Source organism: Psychrobacter sp., from assembly GCF_018260395.1.
In the GTDB taxonomy this organism is placed as follows: domain Bacteria; phylum Pseudomonadota; class Gammaproteobacteria; order Pseudomonadales; family Moraxellaceae; genus Psychrobacter.
On the sequence record NZ_JAGLBC010000044.1, the window covers coordinates 1 to 18,588 of the forward strand.

Sequence of the window (18,588 nt, forward strand, 5' to 3'; positions counted from 1 at the left end):
TAATTCTCAGCACTTTATTTTTTGATTTAAGTTTATACTTTATAAAATACCTGTTCTCAACGCTTTGTTTAACACTTGATTAGATTGCTTAACTTTTAAATATGTACACTTAAACATACCCACTTATTATTGTGTAGAAGTCTTTACTTAGCCCTTATAAACACAACAATATTACTATTCAATAACGCTTTAAATTTATGCTACAGTAGCTAAAATAATCTTGTAATAAGCCAATGGAATATTAGTGGAGTAATCCCCTCAGTTTTACTCTAAAATTTAACCTTTCAGCACCCTTAACCTATCCACATGGTAAACCTATCCAAATAATAAATAACGTATCATACCTTTAAGGAGACTACTTTGAGTCAATCAATCAATATCACTCATAATCAAGACAAAAACCGTTTTGAAACCACTATCGATGGACATACTGGCTATCTTAGTTATCAAGATCAAGGCGATAGTCTTGTATACGATCATACGATCGTTCCCTCTGAGCTTGGCGGTCAAGGTATCGGTTCAGCACTGGCTAAGTATGCTTTGAATTATGCTCGTAGTGAGGGCAAAAAGGTTGTGCCTGCCTGCTCTTTTGTGGCTTCTTATATAAATAAACATGCTGAATATCAAGACTTAATAAAATAGAGACAAGATTAACTTATATAAATAGTGACATCTACTTAGGCTCTCTTATCTCCATTAATCTTATATAATATGTAGTTCAAGACATAATAGCTGTCTTGGTGGATTTATAGGTTTAATGAGTTCTTACAACCATATTTTTAATCTTATTTAGGAGGGCTGTATGAGCCATCTCACCGACGCACAAGTTGAAATGCACTTACAAGATCTAGAAGGTTGGACCCAAGATGGCAATGCCATTGTTAAAACTTTTGTTTTTCATGATTTTGTTGAGGCAATAAGTTTTATGGTGCAAGCCTCTTTCCGAGCTCAAGAGCTGGATCATTATCCAGAATGGAACAACACTTACAACCAAGTTTATGTTCGTTTAACCACTGATGATTTAAATGGTATTTCAAGTTTAGATATTAGATTGGCAAAGCGAATGCAAGAAATTTTACAACAAAAGGTTTTTTAAGCGGGCATAGGCGGCTCTTTAACAACATGTTAAAAACAAGCTAAACATCAAGCTAAACAATAATTTTAGTGACCAATATATATATGACAAAGAAAAAAGATAGTGACTAAGATATAAACTATATAGTTATATAGATAGTCTTAATAACTAGGCGACTCTCGTTAAATCGAGAGTTGTCTATTTTATTGACAAAAACTTCTTTAAAATAATACGCTTATCAGCCAACGTAGCGGCTCGACAAATCATTTTAATGTTATAGTGAGTATTATAATTTTTATTTCACTCATATTTTCAGTAGGTTAATAATACGTGGCAAATTTTAAAACCCACCTCACTGGCGGCTTTGCGGTCAGTGGGGTTTTGGGTCTAGTAACCTATAAAGCAGGCTTAGTAAATGCACCAGAGTTTCTAATGTGTGTCTTAGCAGGAACTGTGGGCGGTCTACTGCCTGACATTGATTCCGACAATTCAACACCGATTAAGATGGGATTTGATCTACTGTCTTTAGCGACCGCTTTCGCTTTAGTGATTCATTGGCGAAGCGAGCTTACGCTATTGTCGATGATACTGCTTTGGATAGTAGGCTATATATTTATGCGTTATGCGGTGTTTTCAGTCTTTACCAAGTTGACCATACACCGTGGCATTATCCATTCTGTCCCTTACATGTTGGTGCTAGCCTTAGGTCTTACCTGTCTTAACTACTATTTATTAAAGACCTCTTCTATAGTAAGTTGGTTCTATGGTGGTTTTGTGTTCTTAGGATCGATGGTGCATCTTGGCTTAGACGAAGCCTATAGCGTAGACTTAATGAACCGACGTTTAAAGCGTTCATCGGGTACGGCAATAAAGTTTTATAACGATTCACAGCGTTACTACTATGTTGGTCTTTATGCGATCTTAATGATGTTTATTTTTATATCGCCGCCCTTTGATCCTTTTTTTCGCAAGATTAGTGACCCAGTAACTTGGTGGCTACTAAAAGAGTCGATTCTACCTGAAGTTTTAATGCGCTAATTAGGGCGTGTCCCTATTTGCAAATTAAATAAGTTATGGTCTAAAAATGGCTATATTTTCGCCAAACTGTGTCTAATTTCTAGCTAATATGCCTATATTATCTTCGAAATTATTCGTGTTTGACAAAAATCTATCTCATTTTTAGCCTCATAATCCATATAGGGACACGCCCTAGTTACAATATTGATTAATTGGTTAGAAGCATGACCAAAAGGCTGGTGAACTTATCAAGCTACGGCTTTAATACTGGCTGTGGTAGCCCTTGTCGTATCAGCTTTGAGTAGGCTTCAGGGTCTTTATTGTTTTCAAAGCTAAAATTAGCCACTTTAGGATTGACGTGAGCTTGGGTATACCACTGGTTGATAGTCCAAATTTTTTGCTGATTCTCTAATTGTTTAGGCAATAAACCTTGATCATATAGATAGTTTGGTACGTAGCCTGACACCACGACACGATAGTCCCATGGGAAATCTGTTGCATCGACGTTGCGCGCCATATTAAAAAGAACCGTGGTGCAGTTTTTGGTAAGAGTGTTATACCAGGTTGGGGCTTGCTGTAACTCTTTTGCCAAATGTAAATACGCCATAAATAACTGCTGAACTTGTTGTTGACTAAGTCCTTGAATAGGAAATATATAGACTTGCTCGCCTCTGACGTTACTACGGGTATAAACAATGTCTCGTTCTTCAGACGCTACCAATGCCAATTCAAACTGCCTTACAAAGCCACCAAAAGCTGAAAAAGATTCATCTTTTTCTTTTCGTATCTCAATTGAGAAGCTTAAAGGCCTTTCATCTTGGAAGGTAAAGCTTAATAAAGTATGCCCTATTTGCTCTCCCATCCAATAGGAGTTGATTATATCAACCCCATTAAGTTTGCTTATATCTATGGTGCGCTCGCTCCATCGCTCTTGAGCCACCACATCTTGATCGCCTTCGTCATCGACATTAAAAAAGTAAGGCTCGGTGGGCTGCCGCAAGTTATCCGCTCCAGAAGCCCTTACCCAATCAAAGTTACGAACATTATGTAAAGTTATTAAGTTGGGGTTACTTATGTTTTGGCTAAATTGCAATACTTGACTCACTTCTGACATCCAAGGTCTATCTTGTCTTGGAGGTAGCCACTCATACCATACCAACAAGACTATCCATAATATGCCAAACCCTGCCAGCCATCTTTGCCAATATCTATCTTTAGCCAAGGTCATTTTTATGGTAATAATACTCAACAATGTAATACCGATGACTGATAGCCAACGTATCCAAGAATAGTCGATTAAATGTACCCAACATACAAGCCCAGCCCATAAGCTAGCCACTAAAAATACTAAAAAACACAAGGATTTAGCTAAAATTATAGCTGGTTTTTTAGTATCAATAGCAGGCTTGTCGAATTTGCTTATGTTAATTTCTGTCCTGTTGTTAGACATGTAAATGACTACCCTAAATGATTTATAAAGCTAAGTGTATTTTAGTGTCCATAACTTATCAAACACTATGACACAGTGACAATACAAAATAGCAGTTAAAATATTGGGGTTTGACGTTGAATATAACGCTACCTTGGGATAAAGTGAGAACAACCAAATAATCTTACGAGGTGATACTCCCCCCATGTCCGATGACAATTCTAGTACAGCAAGCTGGTCCATGCGCGGATTAAAGCGCTGGCTAAAAACTGCTCCTGAAACTCGCGATGAGTTAATCAAACTGGTTCAAGATTCACATCAGTTTTTAGAGCCTGATACTGTCGATATGCTTGAAGGAGTGCTTGACCTCCCTGCTACCCAAGTTCGCGAAATTATGACCCCTCGTCCTCAGGTTGAAGGCGTTCGTGAGCATGATACATTGGCCGATATCATGGATATGATTTTGGAGACTAATCACTCTCGCTATCCTGTCTTTGATAGTCAAGATGATGATGCAGTTATTGGTATCCTATTGGCCAAAGACTTGATTCCTCTATTGGTTGATACAATTCGAAATAAAGAGGATACTGACACTTCTTTTCGTATAAAGTCTTTGATCAGACAACCACTTTATATCAGTGAGACTTCACGTTCAGATACTTTGTTACGCTCCTTACAGCGTACCCAGGTACATATGGCTGTGGTCGTTGACGAATTTGGTAACATGGTGGGCGTGGTGACCATGGAGGACTTATTAGAAGAAATTGTTGGTGATATTGTCGATGAGCATGATGACTTCGATGAAGACAGTGATATTAACAATATTATCCCGCACCCTGAAAAACCCAATACTTGGATTGTCCAAGCCTCAACTTTGATTGAAGACTGTAACGAGGAGTTGCATACTCATTTTGATGATACCGATGTAGACACTATGGGCGGTCTTGTGATGCATGAATTAGGTTATGTCGGAGATTTAGAGGGAGAGCATGTAATCACTCAAGGTTGGCAGATTTCCGTCATTGATGTTGAAGGTCGATTTATCAAATTACTTGAGCTAACCCCTATAGCCGATGAGCTACACAATGAGCAATAAGTCGCTTTTAACTCTTGTAATACCGTCGTCTGTGTCACTGGTCACCAATTTATGTCCAACCAAAAGGCCTCGTACTACAAATGTCTTAACATACTGCAAACTAGGGTTTGGTATGTTGGGACTCATGCTATTAAATGGCTGTAGCTCGATTCCTAGTTCTAGTATTAATACTCATGCCTCTAATACAAAGCCAAAAGCACCTGTCATTGCCTTAGTTTTGGGTGGTGGCGGGGCAAAAGGCTTTGCCCATGTCGGAGTAATCAAAGCTTTGGAAGCCAATAATATTCATCCAAACTTAGTCGTGGGCACTAGCGTTGGTAGCTTTGTTGGTAGTATTTATGCCAGTGGCAAATCGATCAATCAGCTACAGTCTATTGCGCTTAATGTCGCTGATAGTGAGCTTACTGACTTTACTTTATCTTACCAAGGAATCATTGAAGGTGAAAAGCTTCGTGAATTTGTAAACTATCAAGTCAATAACCAATCCATTGACTCTTTTCCCATTCGTTTTGCAGCTGTGGCAGCAGAAAAAAGCACCCTTAAAAAAGTAGTGTTTACCAAGGGCGAAGCAGGGCTTATTGTACAAGCTTCAAGTAGTGTGCCTAATGTGTTCATTGCACCACGTATACCTGATCCTAAAACCTCGGGAATAGTGGGCAAAAAATATATAGACGGCGGTGTGGTCAGCATTGTACCTGTTGATGCAGCCAAAGACTTGGGCGCAGATGTGATTATCGCTGTTGATTTGCAAGTGGGCAAACAAACAGATAATCAACCTATAGCAGGTAATAAAAGCATCTGGTCTTTAATTGAGCAAGGCTATCATACTTATACCAATAATAGCCAACCATCAACTAAAACCAACCCTTATGCGCAAGGCAATAACAACTTTCAACGACTGAATGATGCCGAGATAGCACGAGCAGATGTGGTTATACTTCCGGACGTTGCTAATTTTAGCTCAATTAGCACTGTGAATCGAAAAGAGGCCATAGAGGCTGGCGTTAAAGCTACAGAGCTTAAGATGCCAGCGATTAAAGAGGCTATAGAAAAGGCGAATTTAGCAAGTCGTTAAAATTTCAAGTAAACTATTTTGATTAAGCTGGTTTAAGATAGGTTGGATTTTTTAAATAGAAATCTTTTAAATAGATGTCTGTTTAATATGTACCTTTTAAATGGATACTTTTTAAACGAATACCTATTAATTTAAACCTTCGAAAGCTAGGACTAAGTCCTAACTCTCGTCATAGCCAAAAACGCTTGTAGTTTATTTAGCGGCTGCGGTTGAAAAATCTAATTCAAATATCCTTGAGCTACCACTAACTTCAAATCCAACCAACAATAACGGCTTACCAGAAGGGGAATTTTGCGCTGATATAAAGGTCAATCCTTCAGGACCCAAATCTCCATCGGCATTTGCTGGGGCGCTACCTTTCTCTGCGGCTTTTAACTTATTGTCATCAAAGGTGCGGGTATTTATTTCCCCTAAGAACCTTACCGCTTTAGGATTGGTCACATCAAATGCCATGACGCTCGATATACGCTCAAGTCCTACAAATGCAATAGTCTGTGACCCTACCTTACCTATTGTTACGCCTTCAGGCTCTACAACTTTGTTATCGCTTCGGTTATCAAAATCGTTTTTATCATTACTGGCGTTAAAGTTTTTGGGGTATTTTTGAGCAATATATTTGGCCATAAAGCTGCCACTGTCATATACGGGCGTGGCTAAGTTATGAGCATCCCAAATGCTAAATGAGCGTGCGCCAAAACTATATAGCGCTTCATATATACCATCACCATTGTTATCACCCATTGAGGCAGAAAAATCAATTTTACCCAATGCTTTTTTATCACCACACTCCATATTATGACAAGCAGTACGGTTAAACACCGCAGGATCTGTTTTTACATCATTAAAGCCAATCTCTTCCTTAAAATTACCCCACTCACGGGCATCGCCTTCATTGGCAGTTACGATATATTCTTTACCATTAACGCTATAATAAGCAATAGAATCAGGCATATACATACCCATAATTGGCCATGTCGTAATATTAATCGCATCGTCCTTGTTACTGACGTCTAGCTCATTACCCACTTTTGAATGATCTTTTGCTCCAAGTGCTTTGATGTCCTTGACCTGCGCACTGGCAATATCGACTATCGCGATGGCATTATTCTCTTGTAAGCTAATATAAGCGGTCTTATTGTCTTGATCAACAGCGATATATTCAGGCTCTAAATCTTCTGCTACGCTACTCATTGAACCATCTGCTTTTTTACCAAATATACGCACGCCCGCTTTTAATAATTGTGCCTTTTGATTATTGAATGGCGTAAAGGTGGCAGTTTTTACTGTAGGATTAAGTCTATCTTTTAAATTGATAATACTGATTGAACCCTCTGCATCTACCTTATAATTATCATCAGGCTCACCCTCATTAGCCACCAATAAATACTGACCATCATGAGTAAAAGCGACCATATCAGGAAGTGCACCTACCTCAATGGTTTTAATACGTTGTAGAGTATTGGCATCATAAAGCACCACATGACCCCTGTCAGTTTTTACGTTAGCCTGCACAGCCAATGCTACCATATCACCCTGTATTGCCACACTATTGACCACACTACCCACATCGTCAACTGCCAAAGAGCGAACCAATACTGGTTTATAGATATCTGACATATCTAACACATCGACCTTTTTATTTTGAGCATTAACAATAAAGCTATGCTTCGTAGCGGGATGATAGGCTGTGATTTCTGCCGCAGACTCATCAAAAGCACCATGGACATAACTCCCTGCAGGCACAAATGTCACACTTTTATAGTCTGTTGACCCCATGTTGATGACTTTTGAGCCACCTAGCTCACTGGTATCACTCATAGTCTGAGTAGTACAGGCGGATAGCAGTAAACCTGCTGATAACACCCCAGTGGCTACTATTTTTGATAACGCATTTGATAACACAGTTGATGATACTTGACCTCTAGTCACTTTTTCGCTTACTGATACTGGCTGTATATGTAGACAATGTTGTTCAGCTCTATAGTTCATTGGCTTATTATTTTTGCTTGAATCTAGAGTTCGACGTGACATAGGGCTTCCTTATAAAATAATTACAAATAAATTAAGCATATATGATATGACTGAATTCCTCAGTGTTATACCAACTTAGGCAGACAAACTACTTAAACTATATTAAGAATTGATGACATGGTATTAATTTAGTAATTTTTATAAAGGTAATCTTGCCAAAAACCTTAAAGTCAAAAAAGCCCATTGCTAAGTTATTTAGCAATGGGCTTTATCAGGTATTATCCTAAAACATACGCTTATAAATATGATCAAGAATATGAGTTTTATAAATTAAAACGTATTTTTTCTTCTATATAACCGTCTAGGCTAAAATTAAATTGTTTAAAATCATACTAATAAATTAACGAACCACAGCTCGATATTTAACCACAGCTGTCTCATTTGGACCTAGACCTTCAATTGTCCAACGTAGGTTCTTATAAAACTCTAAAGGAACATCTTGCATCTGACCATTGATCACTGCTCTTAGAGGCATAATATTATAGCTTTGACCATCAACGGTTGCATAAGCATTTTCTGGAGAAACTTTACCGACTAACTTAAGCTGCTCAGGGATACTCATCGTTATATCCATTTTACGAAGACGATCCGAGCTATTATTGGTAAAGTAACTGTGGTACTCAATAACATTGCCTTTTGTTAAATGAGTATTGCCATCGATAGGTTTTAAAGCAGGCTGACCTTTTGCGTCAATACTTACCAAAGCGGCTACGGTTTTCGAAATTAGCTTATTAGCACTTTGACCTTGTTGCATAACAGCAGCATTTTGAGCATTGCTTGGATTGCTCATTTCAGGCTCTGGTGTTGGCAACATTGCTTGTGCACATAAGCTGCCTGCTATCATTAATGAAAATACTGCAATTTTTTTGGTCAGTCTAGATGGAGTTAGTGCATAAAATTTCATAAGATACCTATCCTTTTAAAGTGGGCGTTATAAAGTGTGAATAAAATCAATATACAATTAAACTATCTGCAATTAAGCTATATGCAATGTTAGCAATAGTGTATCTATAGTCAAGCTTGTATGAGACTCTTGCCTAAGTAGCTATTGAGTCATAAAATGCTTAAAGTTATACAAATCACCTCAGTGTAAACTCAGAAGTAAATTGCAAATAGCAAGTATGCGATAAATTGCCATAACTAACTGTATTAAGCTGTATAAAATAAGTTTCTTAGCTTTCACTAATAAAATAAAGATAGCCCAAGTTATGATTTTTTGCTATCGTAAAAGCGTATAATTTCTTATTTTTCGCCTTAAGTCTATTGTGATATTGAATATGAATGACAATGCTATGCCCCAAATAACACCTGATTATGTCCATTGGTTCCGTAATTCCGCCCCGTATATTAACACCCATAGAGGTAAAACGTTTGTCATTATGTTTGGCGGTGAAGCGGTAAATCACCCAAACTTTAGTAATCTAATTCACGATTTCGCTCTATTGCATAGCTTGGGCATTAATTTAGTATTGGTGCATGGCGCTCGTCCACAAATAGAGGAAAACCTAAGCCATCTTGGGATTGAGTCGCCTCTGCACAAAGACATACGCGTTACCCCTCATGAAGCTATGCCAACTATTTTACAAGCGGTAGGCGCTATTCGTCTACAAATCGAAGCCCAATTATCAATGGGCTTAGCCAACTCTCCTATGTACGGTTCAAGAATTGACGCCATATCGGGTAACTTTGTTACAGCTAGACCTTTCGGTGTTAGAGACGGTGTTGATTACCAAATGACTGGGGAAGTACGCTCAATTGATGTGGAAGCCATTAAAAACAACCTACTTCATAATCACATGGTGATATTGGGCTCGATGGGCTATTCCGCTACTGGCGAAGTATTTAACTTACTGGCAGAAGATGTGGCTTTAAATGCTGCTATAGCACTAAATGCTGATAAGTTAATTTTCTTGGGTGGTGAAACTGGCATTAATGAAGAGGGTCGCCTACTGCATGCGATGATTCCCAACGAAGTGGATCGCTTCTTAAGAGATCGTAATCTAGAACGAGAAATTTATTATTTCTTGCACTGTGCGGCTCAAGCTTGTCGTGCTGGTATCCATCGTACTCATATCATCTCTTACGCCCAAGATGGCGCTTTATTAGAAGAGCTTTTCACCCGTGATGGTTCTGGCACTCTAATTAGCCATGACCCCTATGAAGAAATTCGTCGTGCAACAATTGATGATGTAGTCGGTTTAATAGAGCTTTTATCGCCACTTGAGGAGCAAGGTATCTTGGTACAGCGTTCTCGCAAACGTCTGGAGCAAGAGATTGAGCTGTATAGCGTGATTGAACGTGATGGTATGATCTTAGGGTGTGCGGCTCTATATCCGCTAGATGAAGAGTCTGCAGAAGTAGCCTCTATTGCCATCCATCCAGATTACCGAAATGGTAGTCGTGGTGCCGATCTGCTGGCATTTTTAGAGCAACAAGCTCGTAGTCATGGTAGACATAATTTGTTTGCCTTAACAACGCGTACAGCACATTGGTTTGTAGAACAAGGTTTTAAAGAGGTTAGTGCAGAAACGCTACCTGAACCGCGTAGAACTGCGTACCAGAATGGACGTAACTCCAAGGTGTTTAAAAAGCGACTTTAACCCATAGCACTTAAAACCGTATCATTTTAAGCTTTGCTAAAAACTTTTGCTTATGAGAAATCTACAATTTTTGCCCAAAAAAAAGACCTGTTTTAAAACAGGTCTTTTTTATTGTCAGCTATTATTCGTTGGCAAGTTTTAATAGAACTGCTCGTCATAGAACCAATAACATAATAAACAAATTACAGTCAATTATTGTTTAGGTTGAGCAGGTTGTTCCGGCATTTTAGGATTGACTTCAAGTACTTCAACTTTGAATATCAAGGTACTATTCGGGTCAATACCAGTATTGCCTGTCTCGCCATAAGCTAACGCAGCTGGGATATACAACTCGTAACTACTACCTTCTTTCATTAATTTCAAGCCTTCAGTAAAGCCTGGAATCATACCTTCAACTGGGAATACAACTGGCTCACCTCTATCATATGAGCTGTCAAATACTTTGCCATCTAGCAACTTGCCTTCATAGTTAATTTTAACCATTTCATTACCTGCTACTGGCTTGCCAGTCCCTGGTTTAAGTACTTTATACTGTAAACCAGATTTAGTGGTTTTAACCCCTTCTTTTTTAGCATTTTCAGCTAAAAACTTATCACCAGCTGTTTTATTTTTGACGGCATCTTGCTTCATCTTTTCCATCATTTCAGCTTGTTTCTTTTCTTCGTATTTGGTCATAACTTCTTGCATTTGCTCTTTAGTCAGCGCAGCCTTTTTACCATCATAAGCATCACGAAAACCCTTTTCGAAAGTATCAAGGTTTAAGTCATTAAGAGACTCTTTATAACTTTCAGCAGTGGCAAAACCAATACTGTAGCCTACTTTTTCAAGTTCAGTGCTTTTCTCAGTCACAGTAGCGCTTGAACCACTTTGATCAGACTTGTTGCCATTATTGGCGCAACCAAATGCTAAAGTGCTCACTAGTGCCAAGGCTAAAAACTTAGGTACCAATACTTTATTTCTAACTTTATTCATATATAAACTCTATTTTAGTGAAAATCATAATCTAGTGAATACCATATCTACTTAACTATTATTAGTCTGTTCAATGATCAGCAGCTTATGAATATAATTCGACATTTACTCATATCAACTGCGCATAAAACGACAAATATTAAGTCCGAATTCTTTTAATCACTTAATAAGGCTATTTTAAAGGTTCTAAAAGAAAGTATAACAGGACAATTGTAATAAAGATGACATCAAATGTTTCTTATAATACTTCTTGAATGATACCAAATTTACAAAATAATGACCATAAACCCATTATAAGTTATGGATTTATTGTATAGTTAATGTTAATAAGATGATAGTATGTCACAACTTCTCACATAATTTTAAATTAATATGTAGGATAGGTATTTATTATTGCAGAATAATCCGATAAAGTGGTTGCGTTAACTATTACCCTTTCACTTTAAGTATGAATTTGAAATGGGTAATAGAGGTTTATCTTATTAATATTAATAAATAATCTATTAAATTAAACCGCTAATTTATTCAAATAATAATGAGCTATTATCAAGTTAATTTTGATATTTGTAAGATTCAAATAATTATAAATAGTTTAATTTTTATAAATATTGTAATCCAGTGATTGCTTTAGGGTCACCTTATAAACTTAGCTTATTTAACTACTAAAATTTAAAAAAATGATATAAAGCTCACACTGGAGAGGTCTCTAGCCTCTCCATCTATTGAATTACATTATAGGAGAAACAACATGGACAACATGTTTGTTTGGTTTAATAACAACTTAGGCGGACCAATTGGCTCAATTATCGCAGCCATTTTAGTATTCGTTATAGGTTGGCTAATTGCTATGGCTTTAGCGGGTGTTGTTCGTAACTTACTTACCCGCGTAAATTTAAACCAGCGTATGAATACCTCTACTGGTAAAACTTACGATTTAGAAAATATCATATCTAAGGTTGTATTTTGGTTTATCTTTTTAATGGCCATTTCTGGTGCATTAAGTATGCTTAGCCTAAATGCTATCTCTGCACCATTTGCCAATATGATTGATAGTGTTTTATCTTTCATTCCAACTTTACTTGGCGCAGTGATAATTGGCGTGATTGGTTGGGTAGTTGCTACTATTGCACGAACTGCAATCAATACTGCTTTATCAAAAACAACATTAGATGAAAAATTAAGCGCGCAAGCCGGCGTTCAACCTATGAGCAGTACTATTGCTGATATGGTTTACTGGGTAATCTTACTATTTGTTTTAGTGATTGTTTTGGGTCAACTACAGTTAGACGGCTTATTTGCCCCTTTAACTAATATGCTTAACAAAGCAATTAGTTACTTACCTAATATCTTTATGGCTGGCCTTGTATTTTTTGTTGGCTTTATCGTTGCTAAGATTGTACGCGGTATCGTTACTAACATGATTTCAAGCCTAAACCTTCAAGGTTTTGCTGAAAAAGCTGGTATTAGTAACAATCGTGAAAATAGCTTACCAAACATTGCAGGCTCGCTTGCTTTCCTATTAATAATTATTCCTACCACTATTATTGCTTTAGATACCTTAAAAATTGAGGTCATTTCTCGTCCAGCCACTAATATGCTGAACAAGATTCTAAATGCTTTACCAAATATCTTTACTGCTGCTGCCATTCTAGTTATCACTTATTACATCATGAAAATGGTTGCGAATGTGGTGAAAGGCTTACTTGAGAATACTACAGTTAATGCCTTACCTGCTAAAGTAGGTCTAGATCGTGCTATGGGTACTACCCAAGTTTCAGATTTGGTAGGTCATGCAATTATTTTCTTTGCAATGCTATTTGCGAGCATATTAGCTGCCGACCTATTAGGTTTTGAACAAATTAGCGCTATAATTACTATGTTCATTGGTTTCGGTGCTAATATCATATTAGGTGCTATTATCCTATTTATTGGTTTCTGGTTAGCCAATATTATTGCTGAAGTGGTTGAACGTTCTGATAATGGATCTAAGTTCTTAGCTAATATCGTACGTGTCTTAATCATGGGTCTTGTATTAGCAATGGGCTTAAAGGCAATGGGTATTGCAGACTCAATTGTAAATCTAGCATTTGGTTTAACGCTTGGTGCGGTTGCAGTTGCATTTGCTCTATCATTTGGTCTTGGCGGTCGCGAAGCTGCTGCACGTTTACTACGTAAGCTTCAAGACAAAGCGGAACAGGAAGCTGAAAAAGCTAAAGTTAGCAAAGCAATTACTAACACTGCTGACAAAACTGGTTCTGAGCCTTCAATCACTACTATCTCTGGTGATGAGCCTTCAATTCCTACAAATGATAACAACTAATTAGTAGTGAATTAAACCAAATTTGATTGGGTAAAATTGATACATAAGGCAGCCTTAATGGCTGCCTTTTTAATGGGTCTGATTTTGCAATATGTTTTAGATAAAGTATCATGATTATTGATCAGTTATTTTAACTTCCAATATGAAAGTTGCTATAAACTGTATTTATTTTCAGAATCATAAACACATTAAAGATTTTAAATAAGTAGGTAATGAAATATGAAGCGATTTAACGATAAAGTGATTATTCTAACTGGGGCGGATTCTAGTATTGGTAAAGTTACAGCTATAGCATTGGCACGTAATGGCGCTAACGTAGTTTTAATAGGAACCGATACCAAAGTTCTTGAACACATAGCCAGCGAGCTTCCTGAAGACCATACTTGGATTAATAGTGGTAACCATTTGACGATAACTTGTGATATTACAAATGCGCAGCAAGGTGAAAAGTTGGTCTCTTACATAACTGATAAATATAATAAGATTGATGGGTTAATTAATATCAACTCTGACGTCAAAATTAGTCAAGCAATGTTAAATGAGCTATTAAAAACCAAAGGTAATATTGTCAACGTATCCCTGCCATATAATACTTCTGCAAAGTGGTCAATTGATAGTTATAAAGAAATACAGGCTCAGTTTAAGGAACATATTACTCAATTAGCTATTCAATATGGCGCTCAAGAAGTTAGAGTAAATGGTGTTTATGCCGGTCTAACAACAGAAAATATCGAAGATGTTGAGAATGTTAGAACATTTATTGAACAAAGCTTAATGGGAAGACTGGTTACTTTAGATGAAATATCAGAGTCAGTCTTATTTTTAGCGAGTCATGATGCTAGTATGCTAACTGGTAACACACTATTAGTAGACGGTGGACTAAGCTTAACGTCATAGCGGTTATTTAGCTGTTCGTCACTACTTAACTTCAATGCATAACAAAAGACCTATCTTATTGAGATAGGTCTTTTGTTATTAACTATGTTTACAACTGATTCAAAAATACTAGTTATTTATATCTTGTAAAGCTTTCGCCATTTTCTCAGGGTGTTTAGGTACCACTTCTTTATACTGGATCAAAATTTTCTGCATATCTGCATCAATATCTCCAGTGGTATAGATCGGCTCTAAAAAACGAATCTCTTTGGTTTTATAATCCATTGCCACAGGAATAATGGGTACCCCTGACTCTTTAGCGATGTAATAAAATCCTGTTTTAAGTTGCTCGCTATAGCCCCTAGTGCCTTCTGGCGCCAAACCTAAGAACAAAGATTGACTACGCTTCATTTGATCGATACTGGCTTGTAATACTGTCCCCTTCTTGCTTCTATTAATGGGTATAACGCCAGCCCATTTGAAGAAGTCAGATAATATTGGGTATTTAAATAAGCTATCTTTGCCAAGTAGCTTAACATCAAGATCTAGCGCTAATATGGCAGGAATGGAATATAGTCCATCGAAGTTTGACGTATGAGGCATGGCCAACATTACTGCCTTTGGCACATTAGGTATAGACCCTACCAACTTCCAACCCATAGCTTTTATTAGTAATTGGCCTATACGGGAAGCTAGAGCGCCGCCTCGTTTAGGAACCATTTCTCCTAATAATTTATGGCTTAAAAGCTGTTTAGTGCTAACCTTTGATTTATCTAAGTCCTTTTCATTAGACATTCTGTCACGTCCCTTTTTTTAAATTTATAATTACCACACTACTATAACATCAGTTATAACAATATCTGGCTCTAAACTCATGGCCTAAACCATGATCTCCGCAAGATCGCCTTTACTTTCAAGCCATAATTTTCGATCAGAAGCTCGTTTTTTTGCCAAAAGCATGTCCATCATATTATTCGTTAGCTGCATATCATCCATATCTAGCTGTACCAGTTTACGCGTATCTGGATGCATGGTGGTCTCACGCAATTGCTCAGCACTCATTTCACCAAGCCCTTTAAATCGAGTAATTTGTGGCTTCTTATTCCCTGATACCTTACTCAAAATATGTTCAAGCTCTGCCTCATCTAATGCATAATGAACGTCTTTACCAATATCAATCCTATATAAAGGTGGCATAGCAACAAACAAGTGACCGGCATCCACCAATGCTGAAAAATGCTTTACAAATAATGCACATATCAAGGTGGCAATATGCAGACCATCAGAGTCCGCATCCGCTAATATACAGACCTTATCGTAACGCAATTCTGATAAATCATCTGATGCTGGATCTACTCCGATAGCAATGGCAATATCATGAATTTCACGACTTGAAAGCACTGTGTCAGGTGATACTTCCCATGTATTCAAAATTTTACCCCGTAGCGGCAGAATAGCTTGGAAATGTCGGTCACGGGCTTGTTTCGCGCTACCACCGGCTGAATCACCTTCCACCAGGAACAGTTCTGCGCCATCACGTACACCTCCCCGACAATCCGCTAATTTACCGGGTAAAGCGGGGCCTTGAGTAATTTTTTTACGAGCTACTTTCTTAGCAGACTTCAAGCGATTACCGGCTTTAGAAATGGCCAATTCGGCAATTTGTGCACCCAGCTCAGCGTGCTGGTTTAGCCATAAGCTAAAGGCATCTTTCGCCTGTGCTTGAACTGAACCTGCAGCTTCTCTGCTTGATAAGCGCTCTTTAGTTTGACCTGAGAACTGTGGCTCTGAGAACTTCAAAGATAAGATGTAATTCACCCCATCCCATACATCTTCACCGGTTAGTTTAACATTGCGCGGTAGTAAGTTATGAATTTCACAAAACTCGCGTAAAGCTTCTAAAATACCTGTTCGCAGGCCATTAACATGGGTGCCTCCCTGAGCCGTTGGGATTAGATTAACATAGCTCTCTTGAACAGGAATACCGCCTTCAGGTAACCATGACAAAGCAAAAGTAACCCCTGAACGCTCCCCTGCTTTTGCTTCATAAGAGAAGTAAAATGGTTCAGGTGGCAAGGTTTCTAAACCGTCAAGTTGTTCATTTAAATATTCCACCACACCATCTGTAAACTGCCAAACCACTTTGTCATTATTGGCTTCGTCATAAAACTCAATAGTTAGTCCTGCCGCTAGTACTGCTTTGGCTTTTAGATTGTGCTTAAGTTGTTTAACACTAAATTTTGGTGTATCAAAAAAACTCTCATCAATCCAAAATCGAACCTTTGTTCCTTTTTTACGTTTGTTAGAGCTGACCGACTCAATTAACTTTGTAACAGGGGCGCCATTTTCAAACGCCATATCATATTGGATACCGTCCCGCCAGACAGTCACTTCGACTCGTTTAGATAACGCATTTACTACTGATATACCAACCCCATGTAGGCCACCCGAGACTTGGTAGTTACTCGTGTTGAATTTACCTCCAGCATGTAAACGAGTTAAGATAATTTCAATCCCTGTTTGCTTAAATTCCGGATGGATATCAGTTGGCATTCCACGCCCGTCGTCTTCAACCGACAATGAACCATCTTGATGCAACTGCACCTTGATCATTTTAGCGTGACCTGCTAACGCTTCATCTACAGAGTTATCAATGACCTCCTGCGCTAAATGGTTAGGACGCGTGGTATCTGTATACATACCAGGACGACGTCTTACAGGTTCAAGGCCCTCTAAAACTTCAAGTGACTGTGCTGTGTAATTACTCACAATAATATCCTTTGCTTAATTAAGCTTTTAATTATTAGCTATATTATAGCGAATATCGAGAAGTATAGGGGGTTGGAGGTTATATTAACGACACTAAATGACGTTAAGAACCTAACAGAATAATATTGATTACTTATTACTAATTACTGATTACTGATAGGACCAACTTAGCGCTTACCAAGAAAGGATATGTTTCAAAATCATTGGGATCTGCTGCTCAAAGTCAGTCATCCGATGATCTCCTCCTGGCTGAAGTATAACTTTAACACCTTGAGACTGATAAAATTCTGTAGCAACAGTGGGATCCAATAACTCATCGGCCTGTTTAATAATGGCAAATATTTTATTAGGATAAATAATTTGCTCAAGCCTATAATGATTGAACCATTCTAAGTCTTTTAATGAAATGTCCCAGCCTCCAGTAGTACGATAAACAACTATATTACTATCATCCTTGCGATTAAAGTTATTTATCACACTATCATTAACAAAACGCTGTAAGCTAATATGTGGTCTAGTACTCGGATTTAACAGTACCGCATGACAAGCTGTTTTATTACTCACTAAACTGCTGAAATAACCCCCTAGAGAGCTTCCTACAAGAATAGATTTACTAGATAAGTGATGTTGATCATTATAAAACCCCACTAACTCACAAAGTTTAGTATACACCTTATCTGGCGATTGGTTTAAATCTGGTCTAATAACTTCAATATCTGAATGATAGGTTTTACAGTATTTTTCAAGTAACATGCCTTTTACAGAATTCGCTGTGCTATCAAGGCCATGCACATATATTATTCTCATATCAAAGCCTATATTTTTGAATGGTAAAGCAAGATTATCATGAATGTAAGCAATAAAGGAATCATGCTAAACTTGATTAAATCATAAAACGTTATTCTACTATAGGCTATGGCTAATACTTATAATCTAAGCACATTTAAAAGAGTAATTCATATATCTAGGGATGGTATGCCATATATGTTTGATCAAATTGAGTTGTTCGAAATTGATAACCCTTGCATCGGTGTATGTCTGAGCAATAAAAAAGGGTATTGCTTCGGCTGCCTACGTAATCGTCAAGAACGTCAGTTATGGTTAAAAATGAACAACGAAGAAAAAAGAGAAGTGCTTAGATTAATTGTTGGCCGTCAAAAACGTCTTGATCAAATGCGAAGCCGTCAAAGAGAACAAATAGAATTAGATTTTGATGAGACCTTTGAGGTTGGTAGTTTGTTTGATTAAAAAATATGCATATAGTCTATTTCTTAAAACCCAGCTAAAGAAACGCGTCACAAAGAAAAAGCCCCCACTCGAGATGAATG

General features: G+C 37.6%; 16 protein-coding genes. 9 read left to right on the forward strand and 7 right to left on the reverse strand.

Features of this window, described 5'->3' with window-relative positions; translation table 11 throughout:
• Nucleotides 1-360: 360 nt before the first annotated feature.
• From QZ265_RS05150 to QZ265_RS05160, 3 genes are all read left to right on the forward strand, one after another.
• Nucleotides 361-642, forward strand: coding sequence for a GNAT family N-acetyltransferase (locus QZ265_RS05150; RefSeq protein ID WP_296404055.1), 282 nt, complete (start codon nt 361-363; stop codon nt 640-642).
• Nucleotides 643-802: 160 nt separating this feature from the next.
• Nucleotides 803-1,096 carry a 4a-hydroxytetrahydrobiopterin dehydratase gene (locus tag QZ265_RS05155; protein ID WP_296404057.1) on the forward strand — a complete coding sequence of 98 codons (294 nt, stop codon included), beginning with the start codon at nt 803-805 and terminating at the stop codon, nt 1,094-1,096.
• A 309-nt stretch (nt 1,097-1,405) separates the two neighbouring features.
• The gene (locus tag QZ265_RS05160; protein WP_296404058.1) at nt 1,406-2,113 is read left to right on the forward strand and encodes a metal-dependent hydrolase; all 708 of its coding nucleotides are present in this window, start codon (nt 1,406-1,408) and stop codon (nt 2,111-2,113) included.
• 232 nt (nt 2,114-2,345) lie between these two features.
• Here QZ265_RS05160 and QZ265_RS05165 read toward each other — a convergent pair whose 3' ends face one another.
• A complete protein-coding gene (locus tag QZ265_RS05165) occupies nt 2,346-3,542 on the reverse strand; it encodes a DUF4105 domain-containing protein (RefSeq protein ID WP_296404059.1) in 1,197 nt (398 codons plus the stop codon).
• A 184-nt stretch (nt 3,543-3,726) separates the two neighbouring features.
• Between QZ265_RS05165 and QZ265_RS05170 the strand changes: the two genes are divergently transcribed.
• Entirely contained in the window at nt 3,727-4,617 is an 891-nt protein-coding gene (locus QZ265_RS05170) for a CBS domain-containing protein (protein WP_296404061.1), read from the forward strand.
• Between the two features lie 112 nt (nt 4,618-4,729).
• Complete coding sequence (locus QZ265_RS05175) at nt 4,730-5,692, forward strand: patatin-like phospholipase family protein (RefSeq protein WP_296404063.1); 963 nt, start codon at nt 4,730-4,732, stop codon at nt 5,690-5,692.
• Between the two features lie 192 nt (nt 5,693-5,884).
• On the opposite strand, the gene QZ265_RS05180 is transcribed toward QZ265_RS05175, so the two are convergent.
• Together QZ265_RS05180 and QZ265_RS05185 are read right to left on the reverse strand one after the other, a co-directional pair.
• Complete coding sequence (locus tag QZ265_RS05180; protein WP_296404065.1) at nt 5,885-7,723, reverse strand: choice-of-anchor I family protein; 1,839 nt, start codon at nt 7,721-7,723, stop codon at nt 5,885-5,887.
• Nucleotides 7,724-8,063: 340 nt separating this feature from the next.
• Nucleotides 8,064-8,627 carry a hypothetical protein gene (locus tag QZ265_RS05185; protein ID WP_296404067.1) on the reverse strand — a complete coding sequence of 188 codons (564 nt, stop codon included), beginning with the start codon at nt 8,625-8,627 and terminating at the stop codon, nt 8,064-8,066.
• Between the two features lie 373 nt (nt 8,628-9,000).
• On the opposite strand from QZ265_RS05185, the gene argA reads away from it, so the two are divergent.
• Nucleotides 9,001-10,323, forward strand: a complete 1,323-nt coding sequence (gene argA / locus QZ265_RS05190) for an amino-acid N-acetyltransferase (protein WP_296404069.1) — start codon at nt 9,001-9,003, stop codon at nt 10,321-10,323.
• Between the two features lie 192 nt (nt 10,324-10,515).
• Here argA and QZ265_RS05195 read toward each other — a convergent pair whose 3' ends face one another.
• Nucleotides 10,516-11,295: an FKBP-type peptidyl-prolyl cis-trans isomerase gene (locus QZ265_RS05195; RefSeq protein WP_296404071.1), complete on the reverse strand. Its 780-nt coding sequence runs from the start codon at nt 11,293-11,295 to the stop codon at nt 10,516-10,518.
• Nucleotides 11,296-12,043: 748 nt separating this feature from the next.
• On the opposite strand from QZ265_RS05195, the gene QZ265_RS05200 reads away from it, so the two are divergent.
• Complete coding sequence (locus QZ265_RS05200) at nt 12,044-13,615, forward strand: mechanosensitive ion channel (RefSeq protein ID WP_296404073.1); 1,572 nt, start codon at nt 12,044-12,046, stop codon at nt 13,613-13,615.
• Nucleotides 13,616-13,834: 219 nt separating this feature from the next.
• Nucleotides 13,835-14,512 (forward strand): SDR family oxidoreductase, encoded by a 678-nt coding sequence (locus QZ265_RS05205; protein ID WP_296404074.1) that lies wholly within the window; start codon nt 13,835-13,837, stop codon nt 14,510-14,512.
• Nucleotides 14,513-14,620: 108 nt separating this feature from the next.
• Here the strand turns inward: QZ265_RS05205 and QZ265_RS05210 are convergent, their stop codons facing one another.
• The 3 genes from QZ265_RS05210 to QZ265_RS05220 all read right to left on the reverse strand — a co-directional run bounded on the left by QZ265_RS05210 (nt 14,621) and on the right by QZ265_RS05220 (nt 18,067).
• Entirely contained in the window at nt 14,621-15,286 is a 666-nt protein-coding gene (locus QZ265_RS05210) for a lysophospholipid acyltransferase family protein (protein ID WP_296404075.1), read from the reverse strand.
• A gap of 84 nt (nt 15,287-15,370) precedes the next feature.
• Nucleotides 15,371-17,260 (reverse strand): DNA topoisomerase IV subunit B, encoded by a 1,890-nt coding sequence (gene parE, locus QZ265_RS05215; RefSeq protein ID WP_296404077.1) that lies wholly within the window; start codon nt 17,258-17,260, stop codon nt 15,371-15,373.
• 174 nt (nt 17,261-17,434) lie between these two features.
• Complete coding sequence (locus tag QZ265_RS05220) at nt 17,435-18,067, reverse strand: YqiA/YcfP family alpha/beta fold hydrolase (RefSeq protein WP_296404079.1); 633 nt, start codon at nt 18,065-18,067, stop codon at nt 17,435-17,437.
• Nucleotides 18,068-18,244: 177 nt separating this feature from the next.
• Here QZ265_RS05220 and QZ265_RS05225 point away from each other — a divergent pair, with 177 nt between their 5' ends.
• Nucleotides 18,245-18,508: a DUF1289 domain-containing protein gene (locus QZ265_RS05225; RefSeq protein WP_296404080.1), complete on the forward strand. Its 264-nt coding sequence runs from the start codon at nt 18,245-18,247 to the stop codon at nt 18,506-18,508.
• Nucleotides 18,509-18,588: the final 80 nt, after the last annotated feature.

Bases quoted from the DNA above. Each gene is read 5' to 3' on its own strand.
- QZ265_RS05210 (WP_296404075.1), bottom strand. From the start codon at position 15,286: ATGTCTAATGAAAAGGACTTAGATAAATCAAAGGTTAGCACTAAACAG.
- QZ265_RS05220 (WP_296404079.1), bottom strand. From the start codon at position 18,067: ATGAGAATAATATATGTGCATGGCCTTGATAGCACAGCGAATTCTGTA.
- QZ265_RS05185 (WP_296404067.1), bottom strand. From the start codon at position 8,627: ATGAAATTTTATGCACTAACTCCATCTAGACTGACCAAAAAAATTGCA.
- QZ265_RS05165 (WP_296404059.1), bottom strand. From the start codon at position 3,542: ATGTCTAACAACAGGACAGAAATTAACATAAGCAAATTCGACAAGCCT.
- QZ265_RS05180 (WP_296404065.1), bottom strand. From the start codon at position 7,723: ATGTCACGTCGAACTCTAGATTCAAGCAAAAATAATAAGCCAATGAAC.
- QZ265_RS05225 (WP_296404080.1), top strand. From the start codon at position 18,245: ATGTTTGATCAAATTGAGTTGTTCGAAATTGATAACCCTTGCATCGGT.
- QZ265_RS05175 (WP_296404063.1), top strand. From the start codon at position 4,730: ATGTTGGGACTCATGCTATTAAATGGCTGTAGCTCGATTCCTAGTTCT.
- argA (WP_296404069.1), top strand. From the start codon at position 9,001: ATGAATGACAATGCTATGCCCCAAATAACACCTGATTATGTCCATTGG.
- QZ265_RS05205 (WP_296404074.1), top strand. From the start codon at position 13,835: ATGAAGCGATTTAACGATAAAGTGATTATTCTAACTGGGGCGGATTCT.
- QZ265_RS05170 (WP_296404061.1), top strand. From the start codon at position 3,727: ATGTCCGATGACAATTCTAGTACAGCAAGCTGGTCCATGCGCGGATTA.
- QZ265_RS05195 (WP_296404071.1), bottom strand. From the start codon at position 11,295: ATGAATAAAGTTAGAAATAAAGTATTGGTACCTAAGTTTTTAGCCTTG.
- QZ265_RS05155 (WP_296404057.1), top strand. From the start codon at position 803: ATGAGCCATCTCACCGACGCACAAGTTGAAATGCACTTACAAGATCTA.
- QZ265_RS05200 (WP_296404073.1), top strand. From the start codon at position 12,044: ATGGACAACATGTTTGTTTGGTTTAATAACAACTTAGGCGGACCAATT.